Genomic DNA, 22,914 nt, shown 5'->3' on the forward strand with positions numbered 1-22,914 from the left:
GGTTCAGGGACCGATTACCGAGCATTCAAGCTGCCGGGCGACAAGGCGGCGGCAGGCCATCTCGGCAAGTTCCTGCGGCATTCCGACGAAAGTTGCATCGAACCCGCCCCGGCGGTTTGCGACCTTGCGCAGCGCGTCGCCAAGTGTTTCGGCCTCCATCAACGCTGTTTGCAGCAAGACACGCTCTGCCTGATAGCTTGTCGTGAATTTTCCAAGCGACACACCCCAACCCTGACCGCCCGAGGTGGAAAGGCGCGTGATAACCTCGGGAATGGCTTGCGGCACCGGTGCCGGGGGGGTCAGCGCGGTGAGGATAAGCCCCTCTGGTCGCGGCACCGGGCTCGCTTCGGCGGCGGGTGAAGGCGCGGCGGGGCCAGGACCGGCGGCGGCGAGCAGCATGGTTTCGGGCTGCGCGGGCTCGCTGGCGGCAAACATCGGCCGCACCGGCGACGTGTCGGTTTCGGCGGCGAGGGGCGCAGGCGCAGCGGCCGAACCTGGCGCAGCTTCGGCGAGCACGGGTGCGGCTTCGGTTGCCGCGGCGGCGGGCGCAAGAGGCGAGGTTTGCGCAGGCAAGACCGCGTTACCGGCAATTGTCGCGTTGGCGGGCTCTGCCACAAGCGCCGGGCGTGGGGCGCGAAGCGGACGGGGCGAGGCGGACAGTGCGAGTGGTGAGGGAGCCGCAATGGCGGCTACTGCGACAAGCTCAGGTGCCGGTGCTGCGTCGGCTAGAGCCGGTTCCGGTTGTGCCGAACCGGGCGTTTCTGCCACGGCGACGGTCTCGGCCAGCGCTGCCGAAACCTCGGCGGCTGGGGCCGCCGCGACTGCCACCAGGGGCGATCCCGTTGGGGCCGCCAGCAGCGCCAGAGTTTCGGGTTGCGGCGGCGCGCTTTGCGCGAATTGTGGCTCAACCGGTTCTGCGGGTTCGACCACCTCGGCCTCGGGGCGCGGTATCGGCAAGGGTACCTCAGCGAGGCTCAGCGTTTCGGGTTGTGGTGCTTCGCTGGCGGCAAAAACCGGACCGGGCGGCGGCTCGACCGCTGCGACGAGAGCGGCTTCTGCGTCAGGCTCTGCTGCGGGACGCCGGGTCGGTCGTGGGCTGCTCGTGACCAGGCCAGAGACGCGAACGGTCTTGGCCCCGGTGCTGCCTTGCGCTACGGGCGGCGGCGGCGTGGCCGGGTAAACCGGCGGCGCGGGACGCACCTCGCGCACCCGGCTTGGTGCCTTGGAAAACCCGAGATCCAGCAGTTCCGCCATTTTGGCATTACGCTGCGGCGTGGATGTTCCACCCATGACCGTCGCGATGATGCGCTTGCCGCTGCGTTCGGCGGAAGCGGTCAAATTGAAGCCCGCAGCTTGCGTGAAGCCGGTCTTGATGCCGTCAGCGCCCTCATAACTGTCAAGAAAGCGCGCATTGGTGTTGCTGACCGAGGCCATGCCTGCATCGGCAGAGCGGCGCGAAAACAGGTTGTAGTATTCGGGATAGTCGTAAAACAGCCGCCGCCCCAGCAGCGTGAGGTCGCGGGCGGTCGAAAGATGCCCGGTTTCGGTCAGGCCATTGGCATTCTTGAAGGTTGAGTTCTTCATCCCGATCGCGTTGGCGGTGCGGTTCATCCGCGCGGCAAAAGCCGGGACCGAGCCACCTACCGCCTCGGCAATCGCCGTGGCCGCGTCATTGGCCGATTTGATTGCGGCAGCGCGGATCAGGTAGCGCAGGGCAATCTTCTGGCCAGCGCGCAGACCGAGCCGCGAGGGCTGTTCGGCGGCCGCGCGCGCGGAAACCGTAACCATTGTATCAAGGCTGATCTCGCCGCGTTCGATGGCCTCGAAGGTGACGTAAAGCGTCATCATCTTGGTCAATGATGCGGGGTGCAGGCGGGTATCGGCGTTGGTCGAATAAAGCACTTCACCGGTGCGTGCGTCCATCACCAGCGCCGCATAAGGCGCTGTCGATGCCATGAACGGCACCAGAATCAGAAACATCGACATAAGCCCGTAACGGACCCAGTGCGAAAGCCTGGTCACCAGTCTGCCCTTCACTGCCTCGCGCCCCTTGTTTTCCGGGGCATCATTGCTCGCGGCAAGGTTAGCACGCCACTCCGCTTCTGAAAACACCCATAATTCAATGACTTTCGGGCTGTTGTTCAGGTGCATCATGCGCATGGATCAAGGCTTGGTGGTGCGTGGGCGGTCAGCTACCAGATATTCCGGCAACCGCTCTGCGCCAGCACGGCGGCCATGCGCGCGCCTGCCCACTCGGCGGGGCTGGCAACCACCGGGCAACGCGCCAGGTTCAAGGCCCGGACCGGGGATATCGCATGATCCGCCAGAGGCGCGCGAATGGCAGGGGTTTTCAGCGCTGCCAATCCGCCTATATTGCGATAACCCGATTGAATCCGATTCCCGCAAGGAGACTGCGTGACCCGTCGCCCCGACATCATGGCCGACCGCGAGGACGACCCAGATGGCCGCACCGGCGTCGCGACCAGGACACGCACGAAAACCGAGCGCCCGCCGCTTTACAAGGTATTGCTTCTGAACGATGATTACACGCCGATGGAGTTCGTGGTGCACATTCTGGAGCGGTTCTTCGGGCTGGGGCACGCGGCCGCTTTCGAGATCATGCTGACGGTGCACAAGAAGGGCCTGGCGGTGGTCGGGGTGTTCAGCTTCGAGATTGCCGAGACCAAGGTCGCGCAGGTGATGGATTTTGCCCGCCGCCACCAGCACCCGCTGCAATGCACGATGGAAAAGGAATAGGCCTGCATGGCTGATCCGCGCATTTCGCTGGCACTGGCGGTGCCGGATGTCTTGCCGCCTGCCGGGCGGATCTTGCTGTTGCGGCCGCGCGCCGAGCATGACCTGAGCGCCTTGCCGCAGGCGCGGCTGCATCTGGTGCAGGGTTTCCGGCCCGATTTCGAGGCGCTCACGGCGCAGGGCCATACGGTTTCGCCCGAGCCGGAAGGGCGCTATGCTGCGGCTTTCGTCTTTGTTCCGCGCGCCCGGTCCGAGGCCGAGGCGCTGCTTGCCGAGGCGGCGGCGCGGGTGGTTCCTGGCGGGCCGATCTGGGTGGACGGTGCCAAGACCGATGGCATCGACGGCATCCTGCGCGCGGTTCGCGCGCGGCTTGCGGTGGACGAGCCGATTTCGAAGGCGCATGGCAAGATCTTCCGCTTTGCCGCGCCGCGGCCCGAGGCGCTGGCCGATTGGCGCGGGCAGCGTTTCAACCCGGCACCCGGTTTTACCACGGTGCCGGGCGTCTTTTCCGCCGAGGCGCTGGATCGCGGGTCAGCGCTTCTGGGGGCCGCGCTGCCCGCCCGGCTGCCCGCCCGCGTGGCTGACCTTGGCGCGGGCTGGGGCTGGCTTTCGGCGCAGGTGCTGGCGCGCGAAGGGGTGGAGGAATGCCATCTGATCGAGGCGGAACATGCGGCACTTGCCTGCGCGCGCGCCAATATCACCGATCCGCGCGCCCGGTTTCACTGGGCCGATGCCCGCAATTTCCGCCCCGAGGCGCGGTTTGGCGCGGTGGTGATGAACCCGCCGTTTCACTCCAGCCGCAACGCCGACCCGGCGCTTTGTCTTGCCTTCATCGCGGCGGCGCAGGCGATGTTGTCGCTTTCGGGCACCCTTTACATGGTGGCCAATCGGCATCTGCCCTATGTGAAGCACCTCAAGTCGCTTTTCCGCGTTGTTGACGAGTTGGGCGACGACCCGGGTTACCGCCTGATCCGGGCGCAAAGGCCGCAGGCGGAACCCAAACCGCGGGTCACGCCGCCGTCTCGCGCCGGACGCTGAGATCGGCTAACGTCACCGTGCGAGAATCAGCGCAAGGGCTCAGATGTCGATTTCCATTTCCGGCAAGACCGCGATTGTCACTGGTGCTGCCAACGGCGTTGGCCTTGCCATCGCGCGGCACTTTGTCGAAAGCGGCGCGAACGTAATGTTTGCCGATATTGACGAACAGCGTCTGGCGGCCGAGGTGGGCGACCAGAATGAAGGCTCGGCGCGCTATTTTGCCGGTGACCTGTGCCAGAAGCTGACGCTGGCCAACCTGCTCTCGGCGACCGTCGATGCCTTTGAACGGATCGACATCCTGGTGAACGCGGCGCGGGTGATCGGCACCGGCGACCCGCTTTGCGCCGACGAGGCGCTGCTTGAATCGATGTTGCATCAGAACCTTATGGCCGGGCTGCGGCTAAGCCAGTTGACGGCGAAGCGGATGCTGGCACAGGCGGAAAAAGAGGGGCGTCAGGCCGAGCCTGTGGGCAGCATCATCAACATTTCGACGCTTGCGGCGCGGTGCGCGCAGCCGGAACTTCTGGCCTATTCCGTCTCTTGCGCAGCGGTGGAACAGGCAACACGGTCGCTTGCGGTGGCGCTTGCACCGCGCGGCATTCGGGTGAACTGCGTGGCCTTCGGATCGCTGATGAGCGCAAGCCTGCATGGCGCGCTAAGTGAACACAGCGGCTGGCGGGACGAGATCACCCAAGGCACACCGATGCGGCGGATAGCGGGCGCGGCAGAGCTGGCCGAAGCGGTGCAGTTTCTCGCGTCGGACGGCGCGGGCTTCATCACCGGGCAGGTGCTGACCGTCGATGGCGGTCGCAGCCTGCGTGACGCGGTGCCGGTGCCCGCGTTCTGATCGCTACTGCGGGTAGATCGCGCGGCACTGGGCGATTTCGGCGGCTGCATTGCGCCGAAGCTCGGCGACCTTTGCGGCCAGACCGTCGCGCTTGCGCATTTCGGCGCTCGGGTCGATTGCCACGCGGCGCTGCAGCGTTACGGTGACCGGCTCGAAGCACATGCTTTGTTGCGGTGGCTGCGGCGGGCTGCCGGGCGGTGGCGGCGGTGCCGGTTTCGTGCAGCGCACCCACTGCATGTTGGTTTGCTGGTATTCCTCCCAGGCGTATCCGCGCGCGAGGTTGCCTTCGACCTCGGCCAGAAGTTCCTCGACCGACCCGAGTTCTTGCGTCGCGCGCCAGATGCAGCGCTCTTGCGGCGTGCCGCAGGCGAGAAGTGTGAGGACAAGGGCAAAAGGCAGCAGTCGGAAGGCACGGCGCATGGCGATCTCCGGCAGGTTCTCGCGCCAGCTTCGCGCCGCGCCGGGCTTTTGGCAATTCCCGACCGGCGCAAGTTTTGCTAATACGCGGCTCCGAGGCACGGCGGAGGGTCAGATGGCGGGCGATTACGAGAGCGAGAAGGCAGCGGCGGCGGCGTGGTTTGGCACCTTGCGTGACCGTATCGTGGCGGCATTCGAGGCGGTGGAAAATGTCGGCACCGGTGCCGCGCCGGGCCGCTTTGAGGTTACGCAGACGCGGCGCGAAGCCCCCGGCGGGGAGGAAGCGGGCGGCGGGCTGATGAGCGTCATGCGTGGCGGGCGGGTGTTCGAAAAGGTGGGGGTGAACATCTCGACCGTCTGGGGCAGCCTTGGCGCGCGCGCACAAGCGGCAATGGCGGCGCGAGGGGTGCCGGGAATGGCCGACGATCCGCGCTTCTGGGCCTCGGGCATCAGCCTTGTCGCGCACATGCAAAACCCGCATGTGCCCGCCGTGCACATGAACACGCGGATGTTCTGGACCCCGGGTGCCTCGTGGTTTGGCGGCGGGTCGGATCTGAACCCCTGCATCGAATACCCCGAAGATACGGCGCATTTTCACGCCACGCTTCAGGATGCGTGCGACGCCCATTCGCCCGACTATTATTCCCGGTTCAAAGCCTGGGCCGACGCCTATTTCTTTGTACCCCATCGTGGCCGGGCGCGGGGTGTAGGCGGGATCTTCTATGATGATCTGAACAGCGGTGACTGGGCTGCCGACTTCGCTTTCACCCGCGCCGTGGGCGAGGCTTTCCTCCCTGCATATCTGCCGCTGGTGGCTCGGCGGCGCGAAATGGGCTGGGGCGAGGCCGAGAAAGACACCCAACTGATCCACCGCGGGCTTTATGCCGAATACAACCTCATCTACGACCGCGGCACCAAGTTCGGGCTGGAAAGCGGCCATGACGCGAATGCGGTGCTGATGAGCCTGCCACCGCTGGCGAAATGGGTCTGATCCGGGGGGTGCCGCCCCCCGAGGGCCTGCGGCCCTTCCCCCCGGGGTATTTGGGCAAAGAAGAAGGCCGCGGGGCTCAGGCGCGTTCGTCCTTGGGCGAGCCCATCACCACATAAGACGAGATCGAGGTGACCTGCGGCAGGGTGCCCAGCACCTCGGTATGGAAGTGCTTGTAGGCGGCGAGGTCGGCCACCTCGACGCGCAACAGGTACTCGATCGCGCCGGTGACGTTGTGGCATTCGCGCACCTCGCGCGCGTGGGCGATGGCGCGCTCGAAAGCTTCTTGCGCGGCCTTGGTGTGCTGCGAGAGGCCGACCGCGACATAGGCGGCAAAGCCGAGACCGCGGGCGTCGGGGTTGAGCCGGGCGCGGTAGCCGGCGATCACGCCGCTGCGCTCCAGTTCCTGCACCCGGCGCAGGCAGGCGGAAGGCGAAAGGCCGACGCGCGCGGCGAGGTCGAGGTTGGAGATTCGCCCCTCGCGCAGGAGGGTCTGCAATATCCTTTCGGTGATTTGGTTTTGTGTGCTCATTTGTTGCGCAAGATGGCAATTGGCGCGGCAAATAGCAACATTGTTTCCGGAGGGTTCGAATATAGTTGCGCGATGGACCAGACATTGTTCCTTGCCCTTGCCTCTTTCGCCTTTGTCACCTCGGTCACGCCGGGGCCAAACAACCTGATGCTGTTGGCATCGGGTGCCAATTTCGGTCTGCGCCGCACGTTGCCGCATATGCTGGGCGTGGCAGTGGGGTTTGCGATCATGCTGCTGAGCCTGGGTGCGGGTGTTGTCGGGGTGTTTGCGGTGGAGCCGCAGGCATGGACCGTGTTGAAGGCGGTGAGCGTGGCCTACATGATCTGGCTGGCGTGGAAGATCGCTACTGCGGCACCGCCTGCCGAGCGGGTAGCGGGCGGGCGGCCTTTCAGCTTCTTGCAGGCGGTGGCGTTCCAGTGGGTCAACCCGAAGGCCTGGGCGATGGCGCTGACCGCGCTTGCCGTCTATGCACCGGTCGGGGGGATGGCAGGGGTGGGCATGGTGGCGGCAGTTTTCACGCCGATCAACCTCGGTTCGATCTCGCTCTGGGCGGGCCTGGGCACCGCGATGCAGGGGGTGCTGCACAGCCGCGCCCGGATGCGCGCCTTTAACGGCATCATGGCGGCGCTGCTTTTGGCCTCGCTCTGGCCGGTGCTGGCGACGGGCGCGCATTGAGGCTATACAGGGGCCGCGTTTCCCGTTAAGGGGCGCGGTCCGCGAGCATCGCGCCCCCCCAACCCGAAAGTGTTTCGATGACCCAGTTTGACGGCGTGCATGCAGTTTTGGCGCGAAGCCTTGAGACCAAGGGCTATGCCGAACTGACCCCGGTGCAGCGCGCGGTGCTGGAGCCGGGCGCGGCGAGTGCCGATTTGCTGGTTTCGGCACAGACGGGGTCGGGCAAGACGGTGGCCTTTGGCCTGACCATCGCTTCGCAACTTCTTGGGGATAGCGCGCGGACGGGGCCTGCCGACATTCCCCGTGCGCTGATCATTGCGCCGACGCGCGAACTTGCCATGCAGGTGAAGCGCGAGCTGGAGTGGCTTTACGCCGCCACCGGGGCGGTGATCGCGGCCTGCGTGGGGGGCATGGATGCGCGCGCCGAGCGGCGTGCGCTGGAGCGGGGCGCGCATATCGTGGTGGGAACGCCGGGGCGGATTTGCGACCATATGCGGCGCGGCGCGCTCGATCTTTCGGCGCTTGCGGTGGCGGTGCTGGATGAGGCCGACGAGATGCTTGACCTCGGTTTTCGCGAGGATCTGGAATTCATTCTGAAAGCCGCCCCGGCCGAGCGCCGCACACTGATGTTTTCGGCCACCGTCTCGCGCGAGATTGCGGCGCTTGCCAAAGCCTACCAGCGCGATGCACATCGGATCTCGACCGTGGCCGAGCGCGAACAGCACCACGACATCGAATACCGCGCGCTGCTGGTCGATCAGGCGGATCGCGAGAATGCCATCGTGAACGTGCTGCGCTATTACGAGGCGCGCACCGCGCTGGTTTTCTGCTCGACGCGGGCGATGGTCACGCATCTGACCGGGCGGTTCCTCAATCGCGGCTTTCAGGTCGTGGCCTTGTCGGGCGAGTTGAGCCAGGCCGAGCGCAGCCACGCGCTGCAATCAATGCGCGACGGGCGGGCGCGGGTCTGCGTGGCAACCGACGTCGCGGCGCGGGGCATCGATCTGCCGGGGCTGGAACTGGTGGTGCATGCTGATTTACCGGTGAACAAGGAAGCGCTGTTGCACCGCTCGGGCCGCACCGGCCGTGCCGGGCGCAAGGGCGTTGCCGCGGTGATCGTGCCCTTTTCGGCGCGCAAAAAGGCCGAGCGGCTTTTCTCATTCGCCAATATTGCGCCGATCTGGGCTTCGGCCCCGGGTGCCGAAGAGGTCAACGCGCGTGATGTCGAGCGGCTGCTCAGCGAGCCGGTACTGACCACGCCCGCGACCGTTGACGAAGCGCCGTTGGTAGCGCGCTTGATGCAGACCTATGATGCCGAGGCGCTGGCGGTGGCGGTGGTTCGCCAATACATGGCGCAGCGCTCGGCCCCCGAGGATCTGGCGGTGGTCAGCCCCGACGGGCCCAAACCCCGTGCCCGCGTCGAGTTCGAGCAGAGCCTCTGGGCGAGCCTTTCGATCGGGCAGGAGGGCCGCGCCGATCCGCGCTGGCTTTTGCCGATGCTCTGCCGTGCAGGCGATCTGTCGCGCCGCGACATTGGTGCGATCCGGGTGCAGGAGGCGCGCACGCTGGTGCAGATCCATGCCGACGCGGGTGCCCGTTTTCTTGCGGCTCTGGGTCCGGCGATGCAGCTTGAAGACGGAATTTCGGTAAGCGTGCTCGACACGGCCCCGATTGGCACCGAAGCGCATTCCGCCCCGCGTCTGGCCGAAACGCGGCGGGCAGCCACCGCCGCACCGCGTGTTTATGGCGCGAAAAAGGCTTACGAAAAAGTGGCATACGAAACGCCGCCGCCGGACAAGAAACCCTATGGTGGCAAGTCCGCCCCCGCGGCCGAGCGCGCCGACGCACCGCGCCCGGTTAGCGCCGCGCTGCGCCCAGTGGCGGATCTCGCGCCACATGGCACCGCCAGCGCGCCCGCGAAGAAGCCGCACCGCAAGGGTGCCGAGGCCTATGATCCGCTCAACACCCCGGCGCGGCCGGTCAAGCTGCATGCCCGCGATACGGCAGAAGGCGCGGCCCCTGCCAAGGAGCGCGGCGCAGGCTGGGCCAAACCCAAGCCGAAGCCAAAGCCCGCAGGCAAACCGGGCGCAAAGTTCAGCGGACCGCGGCCCAAGGGCTGAGGCGGCACCGCCTCAGCGCGCTTCGCGCACCGTTTCGACCATCAGCGCAACGTTGTCGGGGTTGCCGTCGGGGGTGATGCCGTGGCCAAGGTTGAATATGTGCGGGCCCTTGGCGAATGCCCGCACGATCCGCCGCGTCTCGTCCACCAGCCCCTGCCCGCCGGTGACCATGTGGCGCGGGTCGAGGTTGCCCTGCACGCAGCCATCCTTTTGCACGTTTGCCGCGGCCCATTCCGCCGACACGGAATTGTCGAGCGCCACGCAATCGGCCCCGGTGGCGCGGGCAAAACCCACATAGCGCGGCCCCGCCTCGCGCGGGAAGGCGATGACCGGCAGGCCGGGGTGGCGCGCCTTCAGCGCGGCGATGATCCGCGCGGCAGGGGCAAGCGCGAAATCGGTGAAGTCCTGCCCCTTCAGGCTACCTGCCCATGAATCGAACAGTTTCACCACTTCGGCACCGGCCACGACCTGGGCGGAGAGGTATTCGATGGTCGCCTCGGTCAAAAGCTCGATCAGCGCCGAGAAGGTCTTGCGGTCGGCAGCCTTGAGCGCATGTGCGGGGCCCTGGTCGGGCGTGCCGCGACCTGCGACCATATAGCTCGCCACCGTCCATGGTGCCCCGGCGAAACCTATAAGCGCGGTTTCGCGCGGCAGCTCACGGGCAAGAATGCGCATGGTTTCATAGACCGGGGCAAGACTGTCGTGAATGTCGTCCTTGCCCTTGAGCGCGCCGAGGTCGGCAGCGCCGGTAATGGTTGAAAGCCGCGGCCCTTCACCGGTCTCGAACCAGAGTTCTGCGCCAAGTGCCTGCGGCAGCAAGAGAATGTCTGCAAACAGGATTGCTGCATCAAAGCCGAAACGGCGGATTGGCTGAAGTGTCACCTCGGCGGCAAGATCGGAGTTGTAGCAAAGCGAGAGAAAATCACCGGCCTTTGCCCGGGTGGCGCGATATTCGGGCAGATAGCGACCCGCCTGCCGCATCATCCAGATTGGCGGCGTTGGCAGGGTTTCACCCGCGAGGGCGCGCAAAAGCAGCTTTTTGGTCATTCGTGCACTCCGTTTGCCCCTTCATCGCGGGCGCGGGCGCGATGTCAAGCGCGGAGCTTCTTGCGCGGGTCTTTTGGCGCGGCTATTGCGTGGGCATGAACATGCCCACGCCCCAGAACCCGCTGAAGATCGGCACCCGCGGCAGCCCGCTTGCGCTGGCTCAGGCCTACGAGACGCGCGCGCGCCTGATGGCTGCCCATGGACTGCCCGAGGCCGCTTTCGAGGTCGTGGTGATCAAGACCACGGGCGACAAGGTGCTCGACCGGCCGCTGAAGGAGATTGGCGGCAAGGGGCTGTTTACCCGCGAGATCGAGGAGGCACTGGGCGAGGGCGGCATCGACATTGCGGTGCACTCGATGAAAGACATGCCGGTGCTGCAACCTGCGGGCCTGGTGCTCGATTGCTACCTGCCGCGCGAAGATGTGCGCGACGCATTTGTTTCGCCCCGGCACATGCGGTTGTCCGATCTGCCGCAGGGTGCCGTTGTTGGCACATCCAGCTTGCGCCGCCGCGCGCAGCTTGCCAATCGCCGCTCCGACCTGAAGCTTGTGGAGTTTCGCGGCAATGTGCAAACGCGGCTGAAGAAGCTGGCAGATGGCGTTGCCGAGGCGACCTTGCTGGCGATGGCGGGGTTGAACCGTCTAGGTCGGCCCGAGGTGGCGCGGGGTGCGATTGAGGTGGCCGAAATGCTTCCCGCGGTGGCGCAAGGGTGTATCGGTATCGAGCGGCGGCTGGCAGACGCCCGCGCCGAGGCGTTGCTGGCTGGCATCCACGACACCGGCACCGGCCACCGGCTTGCCGCCGAGCGCGCCTATCTCGCAACGCTCGACGGATCGTGCGAAACGCCGATTGCCGGGCTGGCGGTGCTAGAGGGCACGACGCTCTGGCTCAGGGGCGAAATCCTTCGGCCTGACGGATCGGAGGCGATTGCAGCCGAAGCCCGCGCTGCGGTTTCCGATGCCGCGGCACTCGGTGATGGCCTTGCGCGCCAGTTGCTCGCGCAGGCACCAAAGGGCTTTTTCGACTGGCGCTGATCCGGTCTTGCCCTGGCGCAAGCATCCGCTGCGAGAGGCTTCAGTTGCGGTCCAGCAGCCATAGTGTGGTGATGCCCGCGATCGCCAGCCCCGCACCCAGCACCGCCACGAAAGCGTAGCCAGCAATCCAGGTTCCAAGCGCGAAGGCGGCAGCGGCGAAAATGTCGCCCGCCAGGCGTTGCACCGCCAACAGGCTCACACCGGCACCGGGGCGCGCGCCGAGAAGGTCTTGCAGATAGGCAATGGGCAGCGTCATGACCAGCGCGCCCCCGGCTGCGGCGGGCAATGGCAGTAGCCACAGATAGGGCGTGGCAACCAACATCGGCATTGCCACCAGATGCACCATGTATAGCACGGTGCCGATCAGGATCAGCGTATTGCGCGGCAGATGCCGGGCAATGAGCGGCGATGCCATCATGAACGGCACCTCCAGCCCGGCCACAAAGCCCACATAAAGCGCCACGTCGGCAGGGCCGCGCCCCGGGGTTTCTGACATGACAAGCGCGATCAGAACGATGTAAAGCGTGATTGCGCCATTGACCGTGCCCAAAAGCGCCACCCGCGCCAGCACACGCGGCACCGCAAGTTCGCGCAGAGATCCGGCGAAACTCAGCCCCGAGCGCGGATCCTGCCAGCGCGTGGTGCCTTCGCGCGGCCAGCGCGCATAGGTCAACGCAAGCATGAAGGCCGCCAGCACCGCCGCCACCGGATATATCGTCATTAACCCTGTGCCATGCGAAAACGCCAGCGACCAGAGCGGCAGCACCACGATGAATGGCAGCGCGAAGAGCGCGCGCAGCGTAGCCAATATGGCATTGCGCGCATCCGGCGGATGCGCGCTTGCCGCCAGCCGCGCAAAGGCGAAGATATGGCCAAAGATCACCGTCGAGAGCGGCAGCGCCAGCGCATGTGCCAGCACGAAGGCCGAGGCTGCGCCGGTGGCAGGCACCGCGAGCACGCCAAGCAGCATCGCCGAAACCGCGACCATCGCCACCAACCTGCGGTTTGAGCGTTGATCGGCCAGTATTCCGAGGCCAACGGCGCTTGCCACCGACACCAGCGACGCCGCGACCAGCACCAGCGCAAAGCCTGAATCGCCAAGACCGAAGGCATTGACCGCGAGCGTCGAGACATAGGGCGTGACCGATGCGCTGAAAGCGCCGTAAAGCATCATCAACAGCGCCGCGAGGCGCAGTGCCGGGTCGGTCAGAAAGGGGCGGAATAGCCCGATCGCGTGCATTTCAGGGCAGAACCTTTCCGGGGTTGAGAATGCCCTGCGGGTCGAGCGCTGCCTTGATGGCGCGCATGGCGGCCAGTGCAACCGGGTCCTTGTGCTTCGCCATGCTGGCAATTTTCGATAGCCCGATGCCATGCTCGGCGGAAAAACTGCCGCCCATCCCCACCGCCTCTTCGGCCACCGCACCGCGAATGGCAGCGCTCAACATGGCATCGTCGCGCGAGGGATAGGCGGTATAGTGAATGTTGCCATCGCCCAGATGCGCCACCACCATCTCTTCGGCCCCGGCATCAAGCGCCGCGAGCCGCACCGCCATGCGCGGCAGGAACTCCGCCACCCGGTCGAGCGGCAGGGCGATGTCGGTATCGACCAGCGGCGCGCGGTTGAGCGTGATCTCGGCGGCAGCTTCTCGCATCGCCCAAAGCCTGCGGCGCTGCGCGCCACTTGCCGCCAGCGCCGTCTCGCGCAGCGCACCCGAACTGATGGCCTCGGCCAGAAGTGCCTCGAACGCCACAGCGAGCGCCGATTCTCCCTCTGCATTGCAGGCTGCATCGTCAAACCGGGTGCTGGCGACTTCGACAAGGATGTTTACCGGGCAAGGCCTGAAGGGGCAGGCGAGGTCGGGGCGGATGCTGCCAAGCCGGGCCATGTAGCCTGCGGGCATGTATTCAAAAGCCTCGACCGCGCCGCCGGTGGCAGCTTGCAACCGGTGCAGCAGCGCGAGCGCCTCGGAAAGGCTGTCCATCCCCAGCAGCGCTGTCACCTGCACGCGCGGCGCGGGTGCCAGCCGCAGCACAGCGGCGGTGATGATGCCGAGCGTTCCCTCGGCTCCGATAAAGAGGTCGCGCAGGTCGTAGCCGGTGTTATCCTTGTGAAGCGCGCTCATCGCGTTCAGCACCCGTCCGTCGGCCAACACCACTTCAAGCCCAAGGCAAAGCGCGCGCGCACTGCCGTAGCGCAGCACGTTGGAGCCGCCGGCGTTGGTCGAAAGGAAACCGCCCACCTGCGCCGAGCCCTTGGCCCCGAAGCTCAGACCGAACACCAGCCCATGTTCCGCCGCCGCCGCCTGCACGTACTCGAGCACCACCCCGGCCTCGACCACCAATGTGCGTGCGTCGGGGTTGACCTCGCGGATGCGGTTCATCCGCGAAAGCGAGAGCATCAGACCGCCCTCGGCAGAGGTTCCGCCATTCAGCCCAGTATTGCCGCCTACCGGCACCACCGCCACCCCCGCTGCCGCCGCCAGCCGCACCACCTCGGCCACCTCGGCAGTGCTGGCGGGCCGCGCCACGGCGAGCGGCTGCCAGTGATACTTGCCGGTCCATTCGCGGCCATAGCTGGCGGCATCGGTGCCGGTCAGCACATGTGCTGCCCCCAGCGTGGCGGTAAGTTCGGCCAGAATGTCCATGCCTGCCCTCGTCGGTTGTGCCCGAATATTTCACACGCGGCCCACCCTGCGCCAGAGTCAATCGGTGCGCTCCTGGCGACGGCGGCGGCCTCCGGCGGGGATATTTCCTTCTGAAGCAGAGCAATGCTTCAGGCCAAATATCCCCCGCGGAGCGCAGCCCGGCCGATGCTGCCTGCCGGGGCTGGCGGCGCGCAGGCGGCTGGGGCAAGATCGGCCGAAATGGGAGGCTCCGATGGCTCAAGATCCGCTTCTTACCCCGTTTCAGCTCAAGCACCTGCGGCTCAAGAACCGCATCATGTCGACCGCGCATGAACCGGCCTATTCCGAAGACGGAATGCCAAAAGACCGCTACCGCCTTTACCACCGCGAAAAGGCGCGGGGCGGGATGGCGCTGACCATGACGGCGGGGTCGGCGGTGGTCAGCGCCGACAGCCCGCAAGCCTTCGGCAACCTGCACGCCTATGATGATGCAATCGTGCCCTGGCTGAAGGCGCTTGCCGACGACTGCCATGAACATGATTGCAGGGTGATGATCCAGTTGACCCACCTTGGCCGCCGCACCGGTTGGAACAAGGCGCACTGGCTGCCGGTACTCAGCGCCAGTCCGGTGCGCGAGGCGGCGCATCGGGCGATGCCGAAAGAGGCGGAAGGCTGGGATCTGGAGCGGATCATTGCCGATTACGCCGCCGCTGCCGCGCGAATGCAGGCAGCCGGGCTCGATGGCATCGAATTCGAGGCCTACGGCCATCTGATGGACAGCTTCTGGTCGCCCGCCACAAACCGGCGCGCTGACCAATGGGGCGGCAGCCTTGAGAACCGCCTGCGTTTCACCTGGTCGGTTCTGGACGCGGTGCGCGGCGCGGTCGGGGCGGAGTTCATTGTCGGCCTTCGCATGGTTGCCGACGAGGCGACGGAGCAGGGGCTGAGCCGTGCCGAGGGGGTGGAAATCGCGCAGCGGCTGGCGGCCTCGGGCAAGGTCGATTTTCTCAACCTGATCCGTGGGCATATCGATACCGACGCGGCGCTGACCGGGGTCATTCCAATTCAGGGCATGGCCTATGCGCCGCATCTCGATTTTGCCGGTGAAGTGCGGCAAGCCACGGGCATGCCGATGTTTCACGCCGCGCGTATTCCCGATGTGGCAACCGCGCGGCACGCGATCGAAAGCGGCAAGCTTGACATGGTGGGAATGACCCGGGCGCATATTGCCGATCCACACATCACCGCCAAGGTGGCGGCCGGGCAGGAGGCGCGCATTCGCCCCTGTGTGGGTGCTACCTACTGCCTTGACCGCATCTACGAGGGGGGTGGCGCGCTTTGTGTGCACAACGCCGCAACCGGGCGCGAAGCGACGATGCCGCATCTCATCCCGCGCGCCGAGACCGCGCGGCGGGTGGTTGTGGTTGGCGCGGGCCCGGCAGGCCTTGAGGCGGCGCGGGTGGCGGGTGAGCGCGGGCACCGGGTAACCGTGCTCGAGGCGGCGACGCGAGCGGGCGGGCAGGTGGGGCTGATCGTGCAGCACCCGAGGCGGCGCGAGATGGCGGGGATCATCGATTGGCGTTTGGCGGAACTGGAGCGGTTGGGGGTGGAGTTGCGCTGCAATGTCTTTGCCGAGCCGTCCGACGTGCTGGCTCTGGTGCCGGAGGTGGTGGTGATTGCCACCGGTGGCCTGCCACACCTGCCAGAGGCGGCGGAGGGGCTGGCGCGAACCAGTTGGGATGTGATTTCGGGCGACGTGGTGCCGCAGGGGCGGGTGCTGGTCTATGAAGACGGGGCGGGCCATGCCGGGCTGATGGCGGCCGAAATGGCGGCGCGGGCCGGGGCAGAGGTGGAACTGGTGACGCCTGAGCGCACGCTAGCGCCTGATGTGGGTGGCATGAATCATGTACCTTACATGCGCGCTTTTCACGAGATGGGCGTGCGCATTACCATCAACACCCGTCTGGCCGGGGTAGCACGGGCGGGCAACGGGGTACTGGTGCGGTTCGGCTCGGATTTCGCACCGGGCTGGAGCGATGCACGTCAGGTCGATCTCTTGGTGGCAGACCACGGCACCTTGGCCAATGACGAACTTTATCACGCGCTCAAACCGCTCAGCCGCAATCTTGGTGCGGTCGATCATGCGGCGCTGATCGGGTCGGGCGAGGTTTTCCCCGCGCGCAATCCGGGTGCCGCGTTCACGCTCTACCGTATCGGCGACGCGGTGGCGGCGCGCAACATCCATGCCGGTATCTACGACGCGCTGCGCTACGGCATCCGCATTTAGCCGCGCCCGCGATCGGTCAGGCCGAGAACCACTAGCCCGATCGCGCCGCCGATATACAGATAGGCACCGATGCCGAGCAAGTCACTGAAATCTGTGGCTTGCAGCGGCAGGCCGAGCTTGCGCAACTGGTCATTGAAGTTGAATGCCGCATAGATCACCACGCCAACCGGCACCGACCCGGCGACCAGCGCCAGAATGCCGGGGCAGCGGCGCAATAGCGCCAGCACCAATACCAGGGCGGCCAGGGGAAACGCCAGGAAGAACAACTGGCCGGTGAGGTCCATGCGCTTCAGCCCCTCGATGCCCACTTCATCCAGCGTAGCGATCGGCGTTATCTGGATCAGCAACGGGATGGAAATGACGGGAAGAAAGAAACTGCCAAGGAGGGAGGCGGCAAAAAGCGCGGCAAGCGCGGGCTGGCTGAGGTGGCGCATGACAACTCCGGCACGGATAGCCCGGCAAGCCTTCGCCGCTGGCCCGCACCGTGTCAATGGTTTCAGCCGCGGCTCCCCCCCCCCCCGCCGTGGTGTCAGCGGGGCGGCACGCGCGCGAGCAGTTCAAGCACCTTCGGGCCGAGTTCCGCGATCACCAGTTTTACCCCTTCGGCCGAGGGGTGGAGGCCATCGGCTTGCATCAGCGCGCGCGCGCTGCGGGTTTGCAGCGGCAAATCCATGATCGGCGCGAGCAGGTTGGGCAGCATGACGGTGCCATAAGCTGCGGCAAGGTCGGGAAAGATGGCGTCGAACTCGGTCTTGAACTCGGGGCCGTAGTTCGATGGCGCGGGCAGGCCGACGAGCAATACCGGCAGGCCGCGTTTGCCTGCGTCGGTCAGGATCGCATCAAGATTTGCGCGTGATTGCGCGGGTGGCAGGCCGCGAAGAAGGTCGTTGCCGCCAAGCGCGACCATCAGCGCGTCGGCCCCGCCCGCCAGTGACCAGTCGAGCCGCGCGAGTCCGCCAGCGGTCGTATCGCCCGAAACGCCTGCGTTCAGCACCACCACATCGGCACCGGCGGCGGCGAGCCATGCTTGCAGTTGCGGCACCAGCCCCTCTTGCGGCGGCAGGCCATAGCCGGCGGTCAGGCTGTCACCGAGGGCCACCAATTGCAGCGACGCCGCGAATGCCGGTGTTGCCAGCAGAAATGTGACCGCGGCGAGGTTGCGCAAGGCGCGACCCGTGCCATATGCAAATGCAGAGATTGAGGCGAGGGCAGCATTTATGGATACGGTTCTGGGTCTGCGCGATGCGCGGCTGACTTTGGCAGGCAACGCGGGACCGGTCGAGATTTTGCGCGGCATCACGCTTGATATTGCGCGGGGCGAGAGCGTGGGGCTGGTCGGGCCATCGGGGTCTGGCAAGTCGTCGCTCCTCATGTTGATGGGCGGGTTGGAGCGGGCAAGCTCCGGCACAGTCACGGCGTTGGGCCAGGATCTGGGCGCGATGAACGAAGATGCGCTGGCCCGCTTCCGCCGTGGCAATATGGGGATTGTTTTTCAAAGCTTCCACCTCATTGCGACGATGACGGCGCTGGAAAACGTGGCGCTGCCGCTGGAACTTGCGGGGGTGGCAGACGCATTCGGGCGCGCGGCCGAGGAACTGGAAGCGGTCGGGCTTGCGGCGCGCGGCGGGCACTACCCGGCAGAACTGTCGGGCGGCGAGCAGCAACGGGTTGCGCTGGCACGGGCTGCGGCACCGCGGCCGAAGCTGTTTCTTGCAGATGAGCCGACCGGCAACCTTGATGCGGCCAATGGTGCCGCGATCATGGACCTGCTTTTCGGGCTGCGCGACAGGCATGGCGCAACGCTGGTGCTGGTCACGCATGCGCCGGAGCTTGCCGCGCGTTGCGACCGGATCGTGCATCTGGCCGATGGGCGGGTGACACCATGAGGCTGGCGCTGCGGATCGCGCGGCGTGAACTGCGCGGCGGCATCGCCGGGTTTCGGGTGTTTCTGCTCTGCCTGATCCTTGGTGTGGCGGCGATTGCCGCAGTTGGCACGGTGCGGGCTGCCATTCAGGCAGGGCTTGACGCGCAGGGGGCCGAGTTGCTTGGCGGTGACGCGCAGCTGGAGTTTTCCTATCGCGCGGCGACCGAGGACGAGCGCGCCTGGATGGCCGCGCGGGCGGTGGAGATGTCGGAGATCATCGATTTTCGATCGATGCTGGTGATGGGCGAGGGCGATACCGCTGAACGCGGGCTGACGATGGTGAAGGCGGTCGATGGTGCCTATCCGCTGCTTGGCGCGGTGGGGCTGGACCCGCCGATGCCCTTTGCCGAGGCAATGGCGGGGGCAGGCGGCAAGCCCGGTGTGGTCGTGGACGGGGTGCTTGCCGACCGGATGGGTCTGCAAGTCGGCGATGCAGTTCGGCTGGGGGTCAAGAGCTTCGTGATGACCGCGCGGCTGGTGCATGAACCAGACGGCGCATCGGGCGGTTTTGGCTTTGCGCCGCGCACCATCGTGGCGGCGGCGGCGCTGGATGGGTCGGGGCTGCTGGAGCCGGGTTCGATTTTCTCGACCGCCTACAGGCTGGTCTTGCCCACAGGTACCGATCTTGCGGCGTTGCGCAGCGAGGCGCGCGCGCATTTCGATGGTGCCGGGATGCGCTGGCAAGATAGCCGCCGCGCCTCGCCGGGGGCCGAGGTTTTTGTCGAGCGGATCGGCTCGTTTCTGGTGCTGGTGGGGCTTGCGGGCCTCGCGGTGGGCGGCGTGGGCATATCCGCCGCCGTGCGCGCCTGGATGGAGCGCAAGACCGAAACGATTGCAACCCTGAAGGCGCTGGGAGCAAGCGGGGGGCTGATTCTATCGGTTTTTGCTTTGCAACTTGCGGTGCTGACGGTGATTGGTGTTGGTATCGGGTTGGTGCTGGGCGCGGGTGGGCCATTGCTTGCGGCACCCCTGATTGCGCGGGTGATGCCCATTCCGGTGGAGTTCGGACTGGCACCTTGGGCGCTGGCAGAAGCCACCACTTATGGTGTGCTGGTTGCCGCGCTTTTCACGCTCTGGCCCCTGGGTCAGATGCGCGCGGTGCGCGCGGCGGCGCTGTTTCGCGATCTTGGGCCGGGGCGTCGGGGAATACCCTCGCGCGGGCTTTTGGCGGCAAGCGCGGCGTTGCTGGCAGCCCTGGTGGCGGCGTCGGTCTGGTTTTCGGGCGTGCCGTCGCTAGCGCTTGGCACTTTGGGCGGCATCGCGGGGGCGCTGGTGCTGCTTGCGGCGGCTGCGCTCATCTTGCGCCGGTTGGCGCGGTTTGCGGCGAGGGCACCGATGGTGCGGGGCCGGCCCGGTGTCAGGGCGGCGCTGGCCGCCATTGGTGGACCGCGCAGCGAAGCGGTGGCGGTGGTGATGTCGCTGGGCCTTGGGCTTTCAGTGCTGGCCGCCGTGGGGCAGGTCGATGCGGGCCTGCGCGCGGCGATCCAGAATGATTTGCCCGAGCGTGCGCCAGCCTATTTCATGGTCGATATTCAGTCCGACCAGATCGACGCGTTCAAGGCGCGGGTCACCGCTTTTGCCGAAGTGACGCGGCTTGATACCGCGCCGATGCTGCGTGGGGTCGTCACCCGGATCAACGGGCAGCCCGCGCGCGAGGTGGCGGGCGACCACTGGGTTTTGCGCGGCGACCGGGGCATAACCTATGCGGACGAGATTCCGAGCACGACGCGGGTGGTGGCGGGCACCTGGTGGGGGCCGGGATATGACGGGCCGCCGCAGGCGAGTTTCGCCGCTCAGGAAGCCGCCGAGCTTGGGCTGAAGCTTGGTGACAAGATCACTGTCAACGTGCTGGGGCGGGACATCGAGGCAGAAATCACCTCGTTCCGCGAGGTTGACTTTTCGACTGCGGGCATCGGCTTTGTCGTGACACTGAACCCGGCGGCGCTGGCGGGGGCACCGCACAGCAACATTGCCACCATCTACGCGCCGCCCGAGGTTGAAGCGGCGATCCTGCGAGATGTTGGGGCGGCCTTTCCCAACATCACCGCAATCCGCATCCGTGACGCGATTGCACAGGTGACGCGCGCGCTTGACGCGATTGCGCGGGCTACGGCGCTGGCGGCAAGCGTGACACTCGCCACCGGCTTTGTGGTGCTGATCGGCGCGGCAGCGGCGGGCGAGAGGGCGCGGGCATGGGAGGCGGCGGTGCTGAAGGTGCTGGGCGCGTCACGCGGGCGCATTCTTGCGTCATTTGCGCTTCGTGCGGCGCTTATGGGGGCGGCGGCAGGGTTGCTTGCAATCGGCTTTGGTGCGGCTGCGGGTTGGGCAGTGCTGACTCTGGTTATGGATGCCGAATACCATTTTGCGCCGATACCGGCACTGGCCATTGTGCTCGGGGGGCTGTTGGCGACGCTTGCGGCGGGCCTTGTGTTCGCGCTGCGCCCCTTGGCGGTGCGCCCCGCCGAGGTGCTGCGCGCCCGCGACTGAGGCGAAAACAGGGTCACCCCGGGGTGACGCCGGGTCAGAGCGACAGGTGCCGCACCCGCGCGCCCCATTCAATGGCGGCAGCATGCAAGCGGTCGATGTTCAATTCGTGCCGGATTTCTTCGAGCAGCCGCAATTCGCCGTCGCGGATGGTTCCGTCAGCAGCGGCCACGTCGCAGGCGAGCGCATAGGCGGATTCGTGAAGCCTTTCGGACAGGGCGTCGCGCACCAGACCGAACAGGGCATCAAGCCCGTCTTCCTCTTCAAAAAGCGCATAGACGGTTTTTGCAACGCGCGGAATGCGGTCGATGTCATAGGCGGCAAATACCGGCATGTGGTTCACGATCCGCTCGATCGCTACCAGTTCGGCGGTGCGGATGCGTTCATCCGAGACCGAGACCGCCACCATTACCGCCACCAGGGCGTCTTGGGCGGAAAGCGAAGCGAGAACCTGAGGCACGGCGGTGTTCCTTTGCGTTACACCCCGCAAATTATTGACGATTGCCGCCCCGTTCAATAGGGAAAGCTCGCGGCACGAATTGGGCTGCTATGAGGTGTGCCATGACAAGCTTGCGCGACGCTGCGATGAACTCCAAAGCCTGGCCTTTCGAGGAAGCGCGCCGCGTGCTCAAACGCTATGAAAAAGCGCCGCCGCAGAAGGGTTATGTGCTGTTCGAGACCGGCTACGGGCCGAGCGGCCTGCCCCATATCGGCACCTTTGGCGAGGTGGCCCGTACCACCATGGTGCGCCGTGCTTTCGAGATCATTTCGGATATCCCGACCAAGCTGCTCTGCTTTTCCGATGACATGGACGGAATGCGCAAGGTTCCCGAAAACGTGCCGAACCGCGAGATGTTGAAAGAGCATATGCAAAAGCCCTTGACCGCCGTGCCTGACCCGTTCGGGCACTACGCGAGCTTTGGCGACCACAACAATGCGATGCTGCGCCGGTTCCTTGATACTTTCGGGTTCGAGTATGAATTCGCCAGCGCGACCGAATATTACAGGTCCGGAAAGCTGGACGAGATCCTGCTGCGTGCGGCTGAACGCTATGACGCCATCATGGAGATCATGCTGGCGTCGTTGCGCGAGGAGCGGCAGCAGACCTACAGCTGCTTTCTGCCGATCAGCCCGAAAACCGGCAAGGTGCTTTATGTACCGCTGACCAATGTCGATGCCAAGGGCGGCACCATCAGCTACGTCGATGAGGACGGCGACGAGGTAACCGTTTCGGTGACCGGGGGCCGGGTGAAGCTGCAATGGAAGCCCGATTTTGGCGCGCGCTGGGCGGCGCTGGGTGTCGATTTCGAAATGTATGGCAAAGACCATTCCACCAATACGCCGATCTACGATGGCATTTGCGAAGTGCTCGGCGGACGCGCACCCGAGCACATGACCTACGAGTTGTTCCTCGATCAGAACGGCGAGAAGATATCCAAGTCAAAGGGCAACGGGCTGTCGATCGACGAATGGCTGACCTATGCGGCGACCGAGAGCCTCAGCTACTTCATGTATCTCAAGCCGAAAACCGCCAAGCGGATGTATTTCGACGTGATCCCGAAAGCGGTGGACGAATACCATCAGCAACTGCGCGCCTATCCCACGCAGGATGCGGTGGCGCAGCTCAACAACCCGGTTTGGCACATCCACGGTGGCAAGGTGCCCGAGAGCCGGATGGTCGTTCCGTTTGCAATGCTGCTGAACCTTGCCAGCGTTTCGGGGGCGGTCGACAAGGCGGCGCTTTGGGGTTTTATCCGGCGCTATGCGCCCGAGGCCAGCCCCGAGGCAAACCCCGATCTTGACCGCGCTGCCGAGTTTGCGGTGCGCTATTTCCACGATTTCGTGGCACCGACCCGCGCCTTCCGCCTTCCGTCAGAAAAGGAACGCGCGGCATTGGCTGATCTGGTGGTGCGGCTCGGCGACTGGCACAGCGGGCTCGATGCCGAGGCATTGCAGACGATGGTCTTTGCCGTCGGCACCGAGCACGGGTTCGAGCCGCTGCGCGACTGGTTCACGGCGCTTTACGAGGTGCTGCTCGGCGCATCCCAAGGCCCGCGTTTCGGCGGCTTCATCGCGCTTTACGGGGTGAAGGAAACCATCGCGCTGATCGAAAAAGCACTGGATGGCGGGCTGGTCTGAGGCC

General features: G+C 66.0%; 20 protein-coding genes. 11 read left to right on the plus strand and 9 right to left on the minus strand.

The genetic code is table 11. The features are described from left to right. Nucleotides 1–3: 3 nt before the first annotated feature. Entirely contained in the window at nucleotides 4–2,022 is a 2,019-nt protein-coding gene (locus Q8J98_RS01185; protein ID WP_370868040.1) for a serine hydrolase, read from the minus strand. Between the two features lie 414 nt (nucleotides 2,023–2,436). Between Q8J98_RS01185 and clpS the strand changes: the two genes are divergently transcribed. The 3 genes from clpS to Q8J98_RS01200 are packed head-to-tail and all read left to right on the plus strand — an operon-like array spanning nucleotide 2,437 to nucleotide 4,639. Continuing rightward, entirely contained in the window at nucleotides 2,437–2,757 is a 321-nt protein-coding gene (gene clpS, locus Q8J98_RS01190; RefSeq protein WP_305292807.1) for an ATP-dependent Clp protease adapter ClpS, read from the plus strand. A gap of 6 nt (nucleotides 2,758–2,763) precedes the next feature. Next, nucleotides 2,764–3,792: a class I SAM-dependent methyltransferase gene (locus Q8J98_RS01195; protein WP_305292714.1), complete on the plus strand. Its 1,029-nt coding sequence runs from the start codon at nucleotides 2,764–2,766 to the stop codon at nucleotides 3,790–3,792. A gap of 43 nt (nucleotides 3,793–3,835) precedes the next feature. After that, nucleotides 3,836–4,639 carry an SDR family NAD(P)-dependent oxidoreductase gene (locus Q8J98_RS01200; RefSeq protein WP_305292716.1) on the plus strand — a complete coding sequence of 268 codons (804 nt, stop codon included), beginning with the start codon at nucleotides 3,836–3,838 and terminating at the stop codon, nucleotides 4,637–4,639. Between the two features lie 3 nt (nucleotides 4,640–4,642). Here Q8J98_RS01200 and Q8J98_RS01205 read toward each other — a convergent pair whose 3' ends face one another. Beyond that, on the minus strand, nucleotides 4,643–5,059 hold the full coding sequence (locus Q8J98_RS01205) for a hypothetical protein (protein WP_305292718.1): 417 nt from the start codon (nucleotides 5,057–5,059) through the stop codon (nucleotides 4,643–4,645). A 112-nt stretch (nucleotides 5,060–5,171) separates the two neighbouring features. Here Q8J98_RS01205 and hemF point away from each other — a divergent pair, with 112 nt between their 5' ends. Next, the gene (gene hemF / locus Q8J98_RS01210) at nucleotides 5,172–6,047 is read left to right on the plus strand and encodes an oxygen-dependent coproporphyrinogen oxidase (RefSeq protein WP_305292720.1); all 876 of its coding nucleotides are present in this window, start codon (nucleotides 5,172–5,174) and stop codon (nucleotides 6,045–6,047) included. Nucleotides 6,048–6,123: 76 nt separating this feature from the next. Here hemF and Q8J98_RS01215 read toward each other — a convergent pair whose 3' ends face one another. Beyond that, entirely contained in the window at nucleotides 6,124–6,576 is a 453-nt protein-coding gene (locus Q8J98_RS01215) for an Lrp/AsnC family transcriptional regulator (protein ID WP_305292722.1), read from the minus strand. A gap of 72 nt (nucleotides 6,577–6,648) precedes the next feature. Here Q8J98_RS01215 and Q8J98_RS01220 point away from each other — a divergent pair, with 72 nt between their 5' ends. Both Q8J98_RS01220 and Q8J98_RS01225 read left to right on the plus strand, forming a co-directional pair. Continuing rightward, complete coding sequence (locus Q8J98_RS01220) at nucleotides 6,649–7,251, plus strand: LysE family translocator (RefSeq protein WP_305292724.1); 603 nt, start codon at nucleotides 6,649–6,651, stop codon at nucleotides 7,249–7,251. A gap of 77 nt (nucleotides 7,252–7,328) precedes the next feature. After that, nucleotides 7,329–9,371 carry a DEAD/DEAH box helicase gene (locus Q8J98_RS01225; protein ID WP_305292725.1) on the plus strand — a complete coding sequence of 681 codons (2,043 nt, stop codon included), beginning with the start codon at nucleotides 7,329–7,331 and terminating at the stop codon, nucleotides 9,369–9,371. Nucleotides 9,372–9,383: 12 nt separating this feature from the next. Here the strand turns inward: Q8J98_RS01225 and hemE are convergent, their stop codons facing one another. Continuing rightward, the gene (hemE, locus tag Q8J98_RS01230; protein ID WP_305292727.1) at nucleotides 9,384–10,418 is read right to left on the minus strand and encodes a uroporphyrinogen decarboxylase; all 1,035 of its coding nucleotides are present in this window, start codon (nucleotides 10,416–10,418) and stop codon (nucleotides 9,384–9,386) included. Nucleotides 10,419–10,519: 101 nt separating this feature from the next. Between hemE and hemC the strand changes: the two genes are divergently transcribed. Then, nucleotides 10,520–11,452: a hydroxymethylbilane synthase gene (hemC, locus tag Q8J98_RS01235; RefSeq protein WP_305292729.1), complete on the plus strand. Its 933-nt coding sequence runs from the start codon at nucleotides 10,520–10,522 to the stop codon at nucleotides 11,450–11,452. 40 nt (nucleotides 11,453–11,492) lie between these two features. Here the strand turns inward: hemC and Q8J98_RS01240 are convergent, their stop codons facing one another. Together Q8J98_RS01240 and Q8J98_RS01245 are read right to left on the minus strand one after the other, a co-directional pair. Further along, entirely contained in the window at nucleotides 11,493–12,692 is a 1,200-nt protein-coding gene (locus Q8J98_RS01240; RefSeq protein ID WP_305292731.1) for a hypothetical protein, read from the minus strand. Nucleotide 12,693: 1 nt separating this feature from the next. Then, complete coding sequence (locus tag Q8J98_RS01245; RefSeq protein ID WP_305292733.1) at nucleotides 12,694–14,097, minus strand: FAD-binding oxidoreductase; 1,404 nt, start codon at nucleotides 14,095–14,097, stop codon at nucleotides 12,694–12,696. Nucleotides 14,098–14,329: 232 nt separating this feature from the next. Here Q8J98_RS01245 and Q8J98_RS01250 point away from each other — a divergent pair, with 232 nt between their 5' ends. Next, a complete protein-coding gene (locus Q8J98_RS01250; RefSeq protein WP_305292735.1) occupies nucleotides 14,330–16,363 on the plus strand; it encodes an NADH:flavin oxidoreductase in 2,034 nt (677 codons plus the stop codon). Here Q8J98_RS01250 and Q8J98_RS01255 read toward each other — a convergent pair. Together Q8J98_RS01255 and Q8J98_RS01260 are read right to left on the minus strand one after the other, a co-directional pair. Next, entirely contained in the window at nucleotides 16,360–16,797 is a 438-nt protein-coding gene (locus tag Q8J98_RS01255; RefSeq protein WP_305292737.1) for a hypothetical protein, read from the minus strand. The two genes, Q8J98_RS01250 and Q8J98_RS01255, sit on opposite strands and share 4 nt — an antisense overlap. Before the next feature lie 95 nt (nucleotides 16,798–16,892). After that, on the minus strand, nucleotides 16,893–17,528 hold the full coding sequence (locus tag Q8J98_RS01260; protein ID WP_305292739.1) for an arylesterase: 636 nt from the start codon (nucleotides 17,526–17,528) through the stop codon (nucleotides 16,893–16,895). Between the two features lie 52 nt (nucleotides 17,529–17,580). On the opposite strand from Q8J98_RS01260, the gene Q8J98_RS01265 reads away from it, so the two are divergent. Both Q8J98_RS01265 and Q8J98_RS01270 read left to right on the plus strand, forming a co-directional pair. Next, nucleotides 17,581–18,249 carry an ABC transporter ATP-binding protein gene (locus Q8J98_RS01265; RefSeq protein ID WP_305292741.1) on the plus strand — a complete coding sequence of 223 codons (669 nt, stop codon included), beginning with the start codon at nucleotides 17,581–17,583 and terminating at the stop codon, nucleotides 18,247–18,249. Continuing rightward, nucleotides 18,246–20,774: an ABC transporter permease gene (locus Q8J98_RS01270; protein WP_305292743.1), complete on the plus strand. Its 2,529-nt coding sequence runs from the start codon at nucleotides 18,246–18,248 to the stop codon at nucleotides 20,772–20,774. The genes Q8J98_RS01265 and Q8J98_RS01270 overlap by 4 nt, the downstream gene beginning before the upstream one ends. Before the next feature lie 34 nt (nucleotides 20,775–20,808). Here Q8J98_RS01270 and Q8J98_RS01275 read toward each other — a convergent pair whose 3' ends face one another. Continuing rightward, nucleotides 20,809–21,231, minus strand: a complete 423-nt coding sequence (locus tag Q8J98_RS01275) for a tellurite resistance TerB family protein (RefSeq protein ID WP_305292744.1) — start codon at nucleotides 21,229–21,231, stop codon at nucleotides 20,809–20,811. Nucleotides 21,232–21,332: 101 nt separating this feature from the next. On the opposite strand from Q8J98_RS01275, the gene Q8J98_RS01280 reads away from it, so the two are divergent. Continuing rightward, nucleotides 21,333–22,910 carry a lysine--tRNA ligase gene (locus Q8J98_RS01280; RefSeq protein ID WP_305292746.1) on the plus strand — a complete coding sequence of 526 codons (1,578 nt, stop codon included), beginning with the start codon at nucleotides 21,333–21,335 and terminating at the stop codon, nucleotides 22,908–22,910. The last annotated feature ends 4 nt before the right edge of the window (nucleotides 22,911–22,914 follow it).

The sequence above is a fragment of the Phaeovulum sp. genome (genome assembly GCF_030684035.1).
Lineage (GTDB): Bacteria > Pseudomonadota > Alphaproteobacteria > Rhodobacterales > Rhodobacteraceae > UBA6213.